Annotated in this window: 14 protein-coding genes; 8 read left to right on the forward strand and 6 right to left on the reverse strand. The window is 41.0% G+C overall.

All coding sequences use genetic code 11. The features are described 5' to 3' along the window. Window positions 1–59 precede the first annotated feature (59 nt). Window positions 60–392, forward strand: a complete 333-nt coding sequence (locus E0H94_RS05230; RefSeq protein WP_131325443.1) for a HopJ type III effector protein — start codon at window positions 60–62, stop codon at window positions 390–392. Window positions 393–479: 87 nt separating this feature from the next. On the opposite strand, the gene E0H94_RS05235 is transcribed toward E0H94_RS05230, so the two are convergent. Next, window positions 480–1,001, reverse strand: coding sequence for a hypothetical protein (locus tag E0H94_RS05235; protein WP_227548559.1), 522 nt, complete (start codon window positions 999–1,001; stop codon window positions 480–482). 190 nt (window positions 1,002–1,191) lie between these two features. Between E0H94_RS05235 and E0H94_RS05240 the strand changes: the two genes are divergently transcribed. Then, window positions 1,192–1,824 (forward strand): class I SAM-dependent methyltransferase, encoded by a 633-nt coding sequence (locus E0H94_RS05240; protein ID WP_131325630.1) that lies wholly within the window; start codon window positions 1,192–1,194, stop codon window positions 1,822–1,824. Between the two features lie 33 nt (window positions 1,825–1,857). On the opposite strand, the gene E0H94_RS05245 is transcribed toward E0H94_RS05240, so the two are convergent. Further along, entirely contained in the window at window positions 1,858–2,328 is a 471-nt protein-coding gene (locus tag E0H94_RS05245) for a Holliday junction resolvase-like protein (RefSeq protein ID WP_131325445.1), read from the reverse strand. A gap of 111 nt (window positions 2,329–2,439) precedes the next feature. On the opposite strand from E0H94_RS05245, the gene E0H94_RS05250 reads away from it, so the two are divergent. The 5 genes from E0H94_RS05250 (at window position 2,440) to E0H94_RS05270 (ending at window position 7,870) form a co-directional block, all read left to right on the forward strand. Next, window positions 2,440–3,084: a ParA family protein gene (locus E0H94_RS05250; RefSeq protein ID WP_131325446.1), complete on the forward strand. Its 645-nt coding sequence runs from the start codon at window positions 2,440–2,442 to the stop codon at window positions 3,082–3,084. Window positions 3,085–3,201: 117 nt separating this feature from the next. Further along, entirely contained in the window at window positions 3,202–4,332 is a 1,131-nt protein-coding gene (locus E0H94_RS05255) for an AI-2E family transporter (protein ID WP_131325447.1), read from the forward strand. 145 nt (window positions 4,333–4,477) lie between these two features. Beyond that, entirely contained in the window at window positions 4,478–5,023 is a 546-nt protein-coding gene (gene sodC / locus E0H94_RS05260) for a superoxide dismutase family protein (protein ID WP_131325448.1), read from the forward strand. Between the two features lie 251 nt (window positions 5,024–5,274). Beyond that, on the forward strand, window positions 5,275–7,425 hold the full coding sequence (yccS, locus tag E0H94_RS05265; protein ID WP_131325449.1) for a YccS family putative transporter: 2,151 nt from the start codon (window positions 5,275–5,277) through the stop codon (window positions 7,423–7,425). 160 nt (window positions 7,426–7,585) lie between these two features. Beyond that, window positions 7,586–7,870 (forward strand): DUF3817 domain-containing protein, encoded by a 285-nt coding sequence (locus E0H94_RS05270; RefSeq protein WP_131324020.1) that lies wholly within the window; start codon window positions 7,586–7,588, stop codon window positions 7,868–7,870. A gap of 77 nt (window positions 7,871–7,947) precedes the next feature. Here E0H94_RS05270 and E0H94_RS05275 read toward each other — a convergent pair whose 3' ends face one another. Beyond that, window positions 7,948–9,177, reverse strand: a complete 1,230-nt coding sequence (locus E0H94_RS05275) for an MFS transporter (protein WP_131325450.1) — start codon at window positions 9,175–9,177, stop codon at window positions 7,948–7,950. A gap of 278 nt (window positions 9,178–9,455) precedes the next feature. Further along, complete coding sequence (locus tag E0H94_RS05280) at window positions 9,456–10,793, reverse strand: MFS transporter (RefSeq protein ID WP_131325451.1); 1,338 nt, start codon at window positions 10,791–10,793, stop codon at window positions 9,456–9,458. 431 nt (window positions 10,794–11,224) lie between these two features. Between E0H94_RS05280 and E0H94_RS05285 the strand changes: the two genes are divergently transcribed. Beyond that, complete coding sequence (locus E0H94_RS05285) at window positions 11,225–11,797, forward strand: LuxR C-terminal-related transcriptional regulator (RefSeq protein ID WP_264757543.1); 573 nt, start codon at window positions 11,225–11,227, stop codon at window positions 11,795–11,797. Window positions 11,798–11,888: 91 nt separating this feature from the next. On the opposite strand, the gene E0H94_RS05290 is transcribed toward E0H94_RS05285, so the two are convergent. Further along, window positions 11,889–12,260 (reverse strand): hypothetical protein, encoded by a 372-nt coding sequence (locus tag E0H94_RS05290; RefSeq protein WP_131325452.1) that lies wholly within the window; start codon window positions 12,258–12,260, stop codon window positions 11,889–11,891. Window positions 12,261–12,438: 178 nt separating this feature from the next. Then, a complete protein-coding gene (locus E0H94_RS05295) occupies window positions 12,439–13,848 on the reverse strand; it encodes an FAD-binding oxidoreductase (protein WP_131325453.1) in 1,410 nt (469 codons plus the stop codon). Between the last annotated feature and the right edge of the window lie 269 nt (window positions 13,849–14,117).

Consider the following 14,117-nt stretch of genomic DNA (forward strand, 5'->3'; position numbering starts at 1 on the left):
CGAATTTAAGCAAAATTTGCTATAGTCAGAAGCTATTTTCTACTGTATTTGAGAACATTATGGCTCAGGACTTACTGGCACAATTACAATCAGGTGAAGCTAAATTTGCAGATGTATTGGCTTATATTGAAGCGCGTTATAGCCATAGCCCAACGGCGTTCAAAAATGGACAACACCGCAATGCTGCAACTGAAAACCAAGGCAGTGCCAAAGTCTTTTCTTTTGCCAAGCTCAATGATTTAGATCCTGAGCAAACCTTGTCTTTATTTGCAGAACACTATGCTGCGGTATTGGCAACGCCTGAAGCAGCAGATCATCAGAACATTCGCCAATTTATGCAAAATGGCTGGACAGGCATTGAGTTTGAAGGGCAAGCATTAACTGCAAAATAATTGCGCATTCAGCAGCAAAAGCACTGTTCAAATTTGTCCTTCACTTCACCATGAAATAAAGGTTGAACAGTGCCCCAGTCGATTCAATTATGCTTTGACTTTTTCAATCCAAACAATGGATTTCACGCGAAACAACTCACATGCGCCATCGCCCGTATCCGTCGGTGTTAAAGATGAGCGCCAGACCAAGTCTTTGTCTTTAATCTCGACCAAATCGCCCTGCAAGCGCACCAAATCGCCCCGTTTAACTTTCTGAATTTGCTGTGCAACCTTAGGATTGGCAGGAATAATATGCATATTCGACACCATTTGCATGGCTTGTGCTGTCGACACAGGGACTTTATCCATTTTCCAATTCAAGTAGCGGTCATACTGATTAACTGAAATATGGCGGGCAATTTCAGGTTCTGCAAACAATCCCCAACTGACCGCATAATCAATCGGTGAAAACTTGGCTTGTTCATCATCGCTATAGGTTTTAGACCCCAAAATTCGGAAATCCCCCTTAAACGGCTGCAACACGGAAATCGATTGATCTTTAGCAATCGGTGCCAACCCCTTGGCAATATTATATTCAATCGAAGATGCCATTGAGCCTGTACTTAACATACTCAAACCCAATAATGACAGTGCAATGAGTCGAATGTTCATGGCTACCTCTTGCAATACCTTTAAACCTGTTCTAGTGTCAATCTTACGCCTGAACCCCAGCTTAAAATTTGCAGAATTGGTAACAATATAGAAGAGTTTGGTCACAACCACCCAATTCAACCGCCATTTAAATTGGACAGATACCGCCATGCTTTATCAGTTTTATCAACAACAGATTTTCCCTCACTTGCTTAATCAGGTCATGCAAACGGCCAGTTTAATGGAGAAACGGCGCGAGCTTTTGCTGCCCGTTGCAGGCGAAGTGCTCGAAATTGGCTTTGGGACAGGCATCAATCTACCGTTTTATCAAAATGTAGATTTACTCTACGCCCTCGAGCCGAATCAAGATATTTTTAAATTGGCATCAAGCCGAATTTTTGCAAGTAATCTCGAAGTACAGCATTTACAAGCCCGTGCGGAACATATTCCCTTAGCCGATCACTCCATCGACCATGTGGTCAGTACTTGGACTTTGTGTAGCGTAAAACGATTGGATCACGTCTTGCAAGAAATTCAACGCGTACTCAAACCGACGGGAACTTTGCATTTGGTCGAGCATGTGCTCAATACCGAAAATAAAAAAATTCGCCAACTGCAACATCTGATTACGCCTATTCAGAAACGTTTGGCAGATGGTTGTCGCTTAAATCGTAATATTGAACTGGCATTGCTCAAAGCTGGTTTTCAGCTCGATCAATATGATTATTTTTATGCTGAAGGCATTCCAAAAATTGGGCAACAAATGTTATTGGCACGTGCGCAAAAAGCTTCGTCTGCTTAAATGCTCTTCGTACCGGATTTAAGACTGTCGAGTTTAGCTATCTTCAAAATCAATCCGAATGGTCTCAAAACGAATTCGACCTTGCTGAATGGCTTGTGCAATCGCTTGCTGACCTTTAGTAAGCCGCGCGCCTCCACTTTTAATATCGATGAGTACAATCTCGACATCATCAACTTTGCCTTGTCCATCGCGCAAATCGGTATAACCATCAAAGACCACATAATCTACAGGATCGCCTAAAAACTTAGCATCACTGGGTAAGTATTGAAATTCGGGCAAAATCGGGGCGAATTGTTCCGCCATTTTGCCTTTTAACACCGCACGACTGGTATTCACACTGCGTTTTTGTGCATTGATTAATGCTTGCTGATGCTCCAGTTGTAACTCCGCAATGTAGCGCTCATATTCAGCTTTAATTTTACCGTTACGGGTTTGACTTAAAATTAATGTGGTCAGTACAACCCCAATACATGCCCCTATCAGCATAGCCATCCAAATCGACATGCATTCTTCCTAACTTCAAATAAATTTTGACTTACAACTTTTGTCCTGTGCCCTAGTCTTCGCACAAAAGAATGATATGCTAGGACTGAACAAAATTAAATCTTTAGGGTCATGAAAACAATTTTAATTGCCAATCAGAAAGGGGGTTGTGGGAAAACTATCACAGCGATTAGTCTTGCCGCAGCATTAGCTCAAAAAGGCTATAAAGTCGCTCTGGCCGATGCGGACAATCAGAAATCGGCGCGTCAGTGGCTGAAACAACGCCCTGAAACTGCGGCTAACATTCAAAGTCTGGATTGGCGTCAGGACAAGTCCGTGGGTGAAAGTCCAAAAAACATTGAGTATCTGGTCATTGATGCACCTGGGGCATTATCAGACAGTCAAGCCGAACAATTAATCAGTGAAGCCCACGCCATTATCACACCATTACAGCCTTCATTTTTCGACATTGACAGTACCCGTCGCTTCTTAAAACATTTGCAAGAGATTAAGCGGATTCGTAAAGGAAAAGTGCAGATTTTGCTGTTGGCCAACCGCGTCAAAGCCAATACTTCGGGTTCAAAAGAAATTCAAGAGTTCTTCAGCAAAATTGAACAACAACCTGTGGCATGGATTTCAGAACGTACCGCTTATGGGCAACTGGCCATGCAAGGTTTAAGCGTATTTGATAAATCTCAGAAAAACTATTTAACCCTGCAAAGTCAATGGCAGCCTGTATTGAACGCGATTATTGATGATCCAAGCGAATGGTTTTGATTTTTGAGTGATAACACAACCGCGTCGAGATTATGTGAAACTTGCCGGGCACTCATTTTCGAGTGTGCTGTTTTCGGTTAAGATGAGTTTGACCCTTAATATTGATCAGTGAAGATAGTGCAACAATACGCGCCTACAATACAGAAAGTCTTGTTATTTGGATTGTTTTTTATCCTGATGTTTTTGGGCTTTCATGTGCTCAAATACTTTATTGTGCCTGTACTGTGGGCCACGATTATTGCCTATATGACTTGGCCTCTGTACCAGTCCATTTACCGTTCCTGTGGTCAACGCTCTACCCTCAGCGCAACACTGATGATCTTATTCATTATTTTGGTGATTGGTATTCCACTCACCTTTGCCATTTTTATTTTGCAGCATGAAGGACGTAATCTCTATTACGAGCTACAAAAACAAGTTTTTTCTGGGCATTTTAATGTGCCTCAATTTATCCGTGACTTACCTGTGATTGGTAAAGAAGTTACACGGACTCTCAAAGAATTAAATCAAGACCCAAACAGCATTATTCAGAATATTTCCAATTGGATTCAAGGTCATCTGAATTATGGCAAATTTTTATTGAATGAAATTAGTAAAAATATTATTAAACTGTGTTTCGCCATCATGTCGCTGTTTTTCTTTTACCGTGATGGACAAACCATTTTAAATCAAGTCAGTAAAGCGCTGGAAATGGTCATTGGTCCGCGCGTACACCATTATATTGATACCATCTCTGAAACCACACGTGCTGTGGTCTATGGCGTGGGTTTAACTGCTGTTGCACAGTCATTTTTAGCAGGTCTGAGCTATTTGGTTGCAGGTGTGCCGAATCCAATGGTACTGACCATTATTACCTTCTTACTGGCACTCATTCCCTTCGGTCCTCCTTTGGCCTATACCTCTGTTGCCCTCTGGCTGTTTGCTCAGGGACAAACCATTGAAGCCATTGGTGTTATGGCTTGGGGTGTCTGTATTGTGAGTACTGCGGACAATGTCATTCGTCCTTTGGTCATTTCTGGCGCAACCCAAATTCCATTCTTACTGATTATGTTTGGGGTGTTGGGGGGTATTGCCAGTTTCGGTTTGGTTGGACTCTTTATTGGCCCGGTAATTTTAGCAGTACTACTCGCCATTTGGCGTGAATGGCTGCATGAAACCCATGAAGAAGTAGCACTCATGATGCCTAAAGCAAGTCTCGCTTATGATCTGGATAATGACTTTGATCCCCCCAAAGACCCTCCTCAATAAGATCTCGTCTTAAAGCCAGTGGTATGCCAACTGGCTTTTTTCTTGATGAAACTTATACATTCCCAAACGCAATCAATACTTTATTCACGCTCAATTTCTGATTAAATAGTGATCATTCACATCCATCACAGAATAAGGAACATCGATGCGAACTTCTTACTTCAATACTGGGATACTTACACTTTGTACTGCTCTGCTGATTGCAGGTTGTAGCACAACACCAACTCCATCCACGTCCAATGTGCGGACTGTTCAATTAAATAGTGTTTCTGCCCAAGGTATTGGTGCTTCGGTCGGAACCGTGACCTTACAAGACAGCCCAGTCGGCTTAATCATTCAAACGCAATTAACTAACCTACCTGCTGGCCCACACGGTTTTCATATTCACGAAAAAGGTTCATGTGAACCTGCTGAAAAAGACGGAAAAATGGTGGCCGCTTTAGCCGCGGGCGGACATTACAATCCAACTCAAGTCGCCCACGGAACCCCGATGACGGGTCATATGGGTGATTTACCGGTGTTACATGTGAATTCTGCGGGACAATCTCAACTCAAACTGATTGCACCACGCTTAAAACTGGCAGATGTTCAAGGCCATGCCCTGATGATTCATGCGGGTAGTGATAATTATGCCGATCAACCTAAACCTTTAGGCGGTGGTGGAGAACGCATTGCCTGTGGCGTCATTTAAGTCCAACTGTGGATAAGTTCAGGGTTATACACAATGCTGTACAAAGCCTAAATGCATTGTTGATAAACCATAACTTATCCACAATTCTGCCCTACACATGCCTTATTCAATGAAAATTCTCCCTTTAACTGCTGCATCTTCATACAGAACCGCCGCTTAAAGCAAAACTAAAAAATCAATCAAGAATTGACAGCCAGACTAAAAAAGGTCAGGCTCATTGAAAACGATAACACTCTATAAAGAACAACATTGTGAATCCTTTACGTCAGTTCCTGCGTGCTTTTTTCTCCAATTCAATTTGGGTCTATTGCCTACAAATCTTGATTGTGTTGACAGGAACAACACTGGGTTTGTTCTATGCAGGCCATCAACTGCTCATCGTTCCGGTAACACTCGGTGCAATTGCTGCCGCACTGACCGATTTTGATGATCGACTCAGTATTCGCCTACGTAATCTGCTCTATGTCTGTATTTTATTTTTTAGTGTCAGCAGCATTCTCGAATTTCTCGCCTCGTATAAATTGCTGTTTATTTTGTATTTGTCTTTGTCCAGTGCCTTCCTAATTTTGATGGGTGCACTGGGACAACGCTATGCCGCCATTTCCTTTGGCACCATTTTACTGTCGATTTACACCATGTTCGGACTGGGTGAATATCAAGCATGGTATCAACAACCCAGTTATTTTGTTTTGGGGGCAATCTGGTATGGACTCAGTTCCATGTTGTTTTATTTGCTTAAACCCACTCAGGCCGTCCAAGATAATTTAGCGCAAAGCTTTCAACAACTCTCCACATTACTTCAGGCGAAAGCGCGGCTGTTTGACCCCGATAATATTGATAATGTTGAAACCCTACTGTTTGATGTTTCGCAACAAAATGCGCAAGTGGTGCAACGCTTAAATCATTGCAAGGCTTCACTACTCACGCGATTAAAAGCCTCACGGGCCAATCAAAAAACGATTTATTGGCTCAACCTATATTTTCTGGCGCAAGACATTCACGAGCAAGCCACCTCAAATTATTTGCACTATGAAAATCTTCATCGCAACTTTAGCCGCACCGATTTGATTTTTCGGATTCAAAAGAATATTCGTTTGCAAGCCAATTCCTGCCAACAGTTGGCAGCATGTATTTTGCAGCAACAGGCTTTTGAAATGGACTCGACACATGCCTCGGCTTTGCAATACCTAGAAGATTCCATGCACCATTGGATTTTAGATCATCCACATAATATTGAAGTCAAAAACTTGAGTTTGGTGTTACGAAATTTACGTAATGTCCAAGAACAATTTTCCAACTTAGCCATTGAACAAGACCATTACCAACAACATTATTCTGCACATCAAGACAATTTAAATCTGCTGGATGATGACATTCATGGCATACCAGACTTGTGGCTTAAACTCCGTCAACATTTGACCCCACAATCTGCCCTGTTTCGTCATGCAGTGCGGATTGCCTTTGTCTTTGCGGTAGGCTATGCCATTTCTTTATTACCATTTGCCAAACATGGTTACTGGATTTTACTCACCAGTTTATTCGTCTGCCAAATCAGTTATTTCGCTACCAAAAGTCGTTTAAAGCTGAGAACCCTCGGAACAATTTTGGGTGTGATTTTAGGTATACCACTACTGTATTTTGTGCCCAGTATAGAAGGACAACTGATCCTGACCATTTTATCTGGGGTGGCATTTTTCTATTTACGCTCACAAAAATATGCGATTGCTACACTCATGGCAACCTTAATGGTGCTGCTGATTTTCAACCTCAAAGGTGCGGGTTATGACATTATTCTACCGCGCATTATAGATACCCTACTCGGCTGTTTCATTGCATGGTTTGCCGTCAACACCATTTGGCCAGATTGGAATTTCCGTAATATTTCGAAAAATATTCTGAACAGCAGTAATGCGACCTTGGATTATTTCACGGCCATTGTGGAGCAATATCAGCAGGGTAAAAACAACAGTATGGCTTACCGTAAAGCGCGTCGCTTAGCACATGACGCGCAAATTGAACTGTCTAGCATGATTTCCAGTCTAAGTGCTGAACCACAACCAAACCCTGAACTGATTCAACATGCCTTCCGTTATCTGGTCTATAGCCATAGCCAACTCAGTTATATTGCTGCTTTGGGTAGTCATCGTGAGCAGGTTCAAGACCCGAAAATTTTGGAACTGTTGCAATGGTGTTTACAGACCTTACAAGATAACTTAATCCTGCAACACGAATTGGATCAACAACACATCCAAAACAAACTGGATGAAATTCAGCAGATCAGCAACGAAGCAGAGCTATCTGAACATTGGCAATTGGTACTCAAGCAAATGAGCCTGTTACTCGAAACCTTGCCTGAATTATTAAGGCTGAAACAACGCTTATTGACTTTAGAGATTAAATGAATAGAAATTATGCACATTACCCCAAACCTTGCGTGCCTATTGATAATGACCAACCCCTCATGCCATACAAAGTTTTATCGATTGCACCCACTTTTTATGTATAAAGATTCACCCGTTTCCGCTAGAATCGAGATTCATTCTCAATTTTATTGTTTTGAATATGACTATTAAAACCTTACGTATTGTTGGTTTTCTGGAAGGCTTATCTTTCCTACTTCTCCTGTTTATTGCCATGCCTTTAAAATATATTTGGGGCAATCCGATCTTAGTGAAATTCGTCGGTATGGGACACGGCATCCTGTTTATTCTATTTTTGGCCGTGCTGTTTGCAGTCTGTGAAAAACAGAAATGGTCAATTAAAATGTTTATTCTCGGTTTTATCGCCTCAATTTTGCCCTTCGGTCCCTTTGTTTTTGATCACAAATTAAAGAAATTTGAATCTTAAACAATGCCATTTTTACAGCATCTAAATGAATCAAACAGGCAGATATTTGCCTGTTTGAACAAAACTGCTAAGCCAAATTAGAACTCGCCTTTGGCTTTACGTTCCAATAAAATTTGCTGCAACATGCGTCGTGGGAAACTAAACCACAATGCAATTAAAGTGAAACACGCCAAGCCATAGGCCAGTAAATGGTACTGTTCATACAGAATACGCACCCCTTCAATAATAAAAAAGAAACTGAACATCAATAGCATCGACACCGCCGCAGCCACAGTGCCTTTCGACACCTCAGAAGACATTAAAGCAAAACGATACAGTACTGAAAAACTAATGCCCTCGCCAAAGCTAATTAAAGTCATACCGACAATTAAGCAAATGAGAAAATAATCACGCCAAACAATACCCGCCAGAATCAGCAACGTGCCCAACAGCATAATCGGTAAACCCATCATCACCGTTTTGCCCAAAGCCAACCGATCAATGATTTTAATCAACACCAAATTGCCTGCAATCAACCCGCCCAATACAGGGAATTGTGCCAGACCGTATTGCAAACTGCTCAGTCCCAGCTCTTCTATCAACATGACTGGCGAAAGTGCAATCCACAACATTAACGGCATACTCACCATCGGCAATGCCAAAGTTAAACCAAGAAACCGTGGATTTTGATAAACTCGTTTAAAGTCTGAAAAAATATAGCGTAACGGTTGTTTCACCACGATTTTTTGAGTGGTAGGCATTTTTGCTTTTAAACCAAACCAACTGAGAAAGGCCAATAGTGCAATCCCAATAAAGCCCCAATGCCATGACACATGGTCAATCAGGAATGCCCCTAACACTGGGCCGAGCAAAGGTGCAAGTAAGGAAATATTGGCCATCAATGCCATGACTTTAATGGCATCACGCTCTTCAAAAGTTTCCTGAATGGCTGCATAACCCACGGCTGAAATCACGGTTAATCCTATGCCTTGTAAAAATCGCAGGGCTAAAAATTGCTCAATATTGTGAGTGAGTAAAATCAGTAAACAACAGAAGCTAAAAAACAGTACGCCTGTTAACAGTACTTTTTTACGTCCTAGTCGATCTGATAATGGACCCAACAGCCATGCAACACAGGCCCCACCCAACAGATAAAAAGACATGGATGATGGTGCCCAACTGCTGCTGACACCAAATTCTTTGGTGATGGCTAGCATGGCAGGTTGCACTAAATCATTTCCGATATAGACGGAAAATTCGAACAGCACCAAGGCTAAAGGAAACATCAGCGTAGTGCGGTTCAACGTGGTCGTTTGAACTTTTTGCATTATTTTCTACAGATCATGATGGTCTGGTCGAGGTCTTACGCTATTTTTCGGGAGATAAACGTCAGCCCAATGACCAGCACTGAGAGATTTATTTAAATTACGTTTTTTTGAATGCGCTAAGGTTTAGCGGCTTAATACACCGTATTCACAAGGTGTCTAAGACAGTTTAATCAATTTCAGTTGTGAGATTTTTATCACTCAAGCTAGTACACCCACTAGGTCAAGTGGGTGTAGTGTAGCAGTTTATGCGTTGGGAATTGTAATTTTTGTTGTTATCACTAAGCAGAGATTTCTGTCTTCACTTTTATAGTATTTTTTTCTGGGCTTGCAAAATCGGGCTTCATAAAGAATGAACAGCCAATCGCAAAGACTGCCATACCCGCAATATAGCCAATAATTAAATGTGGGCTACCATCACCAATACTTAACAGCTTGGTTGCAATCAGCGGAGCTAAACCACCACCTAATACACCCGCAAATTGCACCGAAATTGAAATACCGCTATAACGAATCTCAGCAGGGAATTGGCGTGCAAACAATTGAGCTTGTGGTGCATACATAATCGGAAACACTACACCAATTGCCAATACAATTGCAGTCCAAACCAGCACGGGATCTTTGGTATCCAGCAGAGTAAAAAATGGATAGCAATATAATCCTAACAACACCAACCCAAACATAAACATGTTCCGTTGCCCGACTTTATCTGAAAGATGCCCACACAAAGGTGTCATCACCATAATTAAGCCAGCACCACAAATTGTGGCGAATAGAATATCCTGACGTGGAATGCCTAATTTAGTCGTGGTATATGCCAAGGTAAATGTGGAAGCAATATAAAACCAAGCATTCTCCGCTGCACGTGCAAAAATGATGGTCAGCAACTCACGAGGATGATTCTTAAAAACTTGCATTGCAGGCACTTTTATCTCTTGAGCCTGCTCTTTCACTTTTTCAAAATCTGGTGATTCAGGTACTTTGATCCGAATATACCAACCCACACCAAGCAGCAAAATACTGGCTAAAAAAGGTAACCGCCATCCCCAACTAAACAGAGTCGCTTCAGGAAGTAAAGACACAGCACCTAAAGCAAGTGAAGCCAAGAGTAAGCCTCCTCCTGCACTGGCCTGCGGTAAACTTCCCCAAAACCCTTTACCACCTTCAGGAGCATGCTCAACAGCCATCAGTACTGCACCACCCCATTCTCCACCCATTGCCATACCTTGAATAAACCGCAGTACCACTAAACAGAAAGTTGCCCAGTAACCAATGCTTTCATACGTAGGCAATAGGCCAATTAATACAGTGGGAATCCCCATCATAATCAGCGTTGTTAACAGCATGGCTTTACGACCAATCTTGTCACCAAAGTGACCAAACACAATCCCGCCTAAAGGTCGTCCGATAAATCCTACCGCATAGGTGGCGAAGGCTGCCAATACCCCTGTCAGAGGGTCTAAATTGGGGAAAAATAGTTTATTAAAAATCAGTGCGGCGGCGGCACCATAAATGAAAAAATCGTACCATTCTATGGTCGTTCCCACCATGCTGGAGACTCCAGCCAAACGGTGCGAAGACTTTTTATGTGGAAGACCCGATCCTTGTATCTGCTCCATATTTACCTCTTGTATTCTTTAATATTATCTTCTTTTTTCACTTTAAAAACCGATCCTGTTTTTTCTAAATAAAGTGATGACTGCTACATTGTTATACGCAATTGAATGCCGTGGATTTTCCCAATTTTTAAATGAAATATTATAAAAGTGAACTAAAATTCACTAATTAATTAATGTGGATCAATCCCGAAACAGAGTCAATCAACTTGATTACTTAAGTAGTTTTTATTAATTAATTTTTTATTTAAATACAGATGATTAATAAAATAATGTCTAATTTTTGTTTTATAAACCATGTCTAGTTATCACAGTGTTTTAATAAAAAATTTCAGCGCTAAAAGCATCCAAAAGGGTAAAAAGGTCATTTTTTACAATTGCCAATTCGGCGTAATTTACTATATTGCTTAATATACTAAGTATGGATACTTATTATGATGACTTATAATAAATTAGCTTTTGATTTTAGCCCTGCACCGATTGTGGTGCTTAGCAATCGGCACATGGTCGAAATGAATAGCGCTTTCTCACAGATGTTTGGCTATGAACGTGAAGAGCTAATGCATCACTCGATTATTAAAATTTTTCCCAGTATCGAAGACTATGAGAAAGTCGGAAATGATGCTTTGCAAAGTCTATTGCAAAAGAATAGCCTGTATTATTCCGATCAACGTTTTATGCAGCATAAAAGTGGAGAAATTTTCTGGACACATACTCATGGTCGTACACTCACACCAGAAGACCCTTTTAAATTAATGGTGTGGCATTTTGAACGTATTGAACAACATCCCCTTGTAAATAAGCAAAAGTTAACGAAACGCGAGTCCGAAATTACTCAACTGATTGTCAATGGATTAACTTGTAAAGAAATTGCACGGAAGCTATCACTCTCACATCGAACTATAGAAGCTCATAAAGCCAACCTAATGAAAAAACTCGATGTCCATTCTAAACATGAACTCAGCTCCAAAATTATTATTCAAAATAGTCTGATGCATCATAAGTAATTATTGTTATTTATTTTTCAGTGAAGCCTAAATACAAAAGGCGTAAATCAATACGCCTTTTTATATCTGGTGAAATCCATATTAAGCCAAATTACAAACACTTCGCAGTTTGGAAATTCTTGGTATTTTTACCGCGCATACATTGATACGACTTTTCAGTTTCGATCAATTTCCAGTCATTATCCATATGTTTAAAACTATAAATCGTCCGAATCGAACGGACTGAATCATCCATTAAACCTGTTTCCGTCACTTTCACTTGTGCAGCCGTTGGTGCTTCTACACTGTTAAAAAATTGACGAATTTCCACAGTAGATAATTCTTTGACCAAATCTGGACGCTCTTTTAATACTTTTGCCAACGGCGTATCTGAACTACTGACTTTATTGACTAAATTTTTTGTTGTAGCGCAGCCTGCCAATAATCCTATGCATAAGGCTGAAACCGAAACTAAACGTAACATGACAAAATCCCCATAGATATCATTACATACCCGTTATGATGCAATGCTTAGGCACATAACTCTATGGCAACAATGTAGCGTTTGTTTTTCTTGATTGAGATTTTTATCTATTTCATTAATCCATAAAAAACACCGCAATGTTGCCATTGCGGTGTTTAGCATTTCATTCGATATAAACTTATAAATCGAATAATTTACCAGGGTTCATAATACCGTTTGGATCGAAAACTTTTTTCAAGGCTTTCATATATTCAATTTCTTCAGCACTGCGTGAATATTCCAGATATGGCTTTTTGGTCATCCCCACACCATGCTCGGCAGAGATAGAACCGTCATATTTTTTCACAGTATCGAATACGTATTTATTCACCACCTGACATTTGGCAAAGAATTCATCTTTGCTTAAATCGGCAGGTTTAAGAATGTTTAAGTGCAAGTTACCGTCGCCAATATGACCAAACCAGCAGATTTCAAAGTCTGGATAATTGTCTGCCACAATGCTGTCAATTTCTTGAATAAACGCAGGTACATGCGTAATCAACACTGAAATGTCATTTTTGTATGGGATAAATGGCGCGATCGATTCAGAAATATCTTCACGTAAACGCCATAAGCTTTCGACTTGCTCAAGGCTTTGGCTCAACACGCCATCCAGCACCCAACCTTGTTCCATGCAATGCTCAAAAATTTCCATCGCCTTGTCCATAATCGGTTCAAACGGCGCTTCAAATTCAAGTAATACGTAGAATGGGCATTCTGTTTCAAATGGGCGTTGTACATGACCATGATCCAGTACTTTCTGCATTGCCAATTCACCAAAGAATTCAAATGCAGTTAAGTCAATTTTGGCTTGGAAAGCATGTAGTACAGGCATCACCGCATTAAAATCAGGTACACCCAACACCATGACTTGAAGGTCTTGCGGTTGACGCTCTAATTTAATTTCAGCTTCAGTGACTAAACCTAAAGTACCTTCACCACCAATAAATAAATGCTGTAGCGCATAACCCGTAGCATTTTTAATCATGCCTTTGTTTAAACGCAGAATGTCACCTTTACCTGTCACCACAGTTAAGCCCAACACCCAGTTACGAGTCATGCCGTACTTAATCACTTTAATGCCGCCCGCATTGGTGCCAATATTGCCACCAATTTGTGAAGAACCCGCAGAAGCAAAATCTACTGGGTAGTACATGCCTTGTTCTTGAGCATAACGCTGTAATTGTTCAGTGACCACACCCGCTTGTACGCGCACCATACGGTCGGCAGGGAAAAATTCCAGAATCTGGTTCATTTTGTCCATGCTGACTACAATTTCACCATTGGCTGCCACGGCACCCGCAGATAAACCGGTACGACCACCCGATGGGGTTACTGCAACATTGTATTGGTTCGCAAGCTTAACAATGGCTTGAACTTGTTCAGTCGTTGCAGGGAAAACGATCACAGATGGGTTCGGATCAAAGTGTTTGGTATAATCCCGACCCCAATTTTGCAGGCTATCGGTATCCGTTTTAATACGGTTTTCGCCAACAATTTCGGTCAATTGGGTCAACAACTCTGGGGTTAAAGCGACTGGAGCATTCATCGTTTTCAGACCTTGCAATGAAGTAAACAAGTGGTGTCGAATCTAATGCATTATTCAGCTGAAACTGCGTAACAAAGGAACAATAACTAGACTGCACGTGAAGTAACGGACAGTTCATCTGCACCGTAATTTTTCACGGAGCATTATTATAAGCCATTTTTTGATAAAACCCGCAGAAAATCGCGTTTTAACAAGGTTACCTTGTAAATTACAGGCTTATTTAGACCGATTACGACAGGTTGTGACGCATATTTCACCAAAATACCTGA

It is taken from the genome of Acinetobacter sp. ANC 4173 (assembly GCF_004331255.1).
Classification (GTDB): domain Bacteria; phylum Pseudomonadota; class Gammaproteobacteria; order Pseudomonadales; family Moraxellaceae; genus Acinetobacter.

Coding starts and splice junctions, on each gene's coding strand:
- E0H94_RS05230 (WP_131325443.1), top strand. CDS start 60: ATGGCTCAGGACTTACTGGCACAATTACAATCAGGTGAAGCTAAATTT.
- E0H94_RS05235 (WP_227548559.1), bottom strand. CDS start 1,001: ATGTTAAGTACAGGCTCAATGGCATCTTCGATTGAATATAATATTGCC.
- E0H94_RS05240 (WP_131325630.1), top strand. CDS start 1,192: ATGCTTTATCAGTTTTATCAACAACAGATTTTCCCTCACTTGCTTAAT.
- E0H94_RS05245 (WP_131325445.1), bottom strand. CDS start 2,328: ATGTCGATTTGGATGGCTATGCTGATAGGGGCATGTATTGGGGTTGTA.
- E0H94_RS05250 (WP_131325446.1), top strand. CDS start 2,440: ATGAAAACAATTTTAATTGCCAATCAGAAAGGGGGTTGTGGGAAAACT.
- sodC (WP_131325448.1), top strand. CDS start 4,478: ATGCGAACTTCTTACTTCAATACTGGGATACTTACACTTTGTACTGCT.
- E0H94_RS05270 (WP_131324020.1), top strand. CDS start 7,586: ATGACTATTAAAACCTTACGTATTGTTGGTTTTCTGGAAGGCTTATCT.
- E0H94_RS05275 (WP_131325450.1), bottom strand. CDS start 9,177: ATGCAAAAAGTTCAAACGACCACGTTGAACCGCACTACGCTGATGTTT.
- E0H94_RS05280 (WP_131325451.1), bottom strand. CDS start 10,793: ATGGAGCAGATACAAGGATCGGGTCTTCCACATAAAAAGTCTTCGCAC.
- E0H94_RS05285 (WP_264757543.1), top strand. CDS start 11,225: ATGATGACTTATAATAAATTAGCTTTTGATTTTAGCCCTGCACCGATT.
- E0H94_RS05290 (WP_131325452.1), bottom strand. CDS start 12,260: ATGTTACGTTTAGTTTCGGTTTCAGCCTTATGCATAGGATTATTGGCA.
- E0H94_RS05295 (WP_131325453.1), bottom strand. CDS start 13,848: ATGAATGCTCCAGTCGCTTTAACCCCAGAGTTGTTGACCCAATTGACC.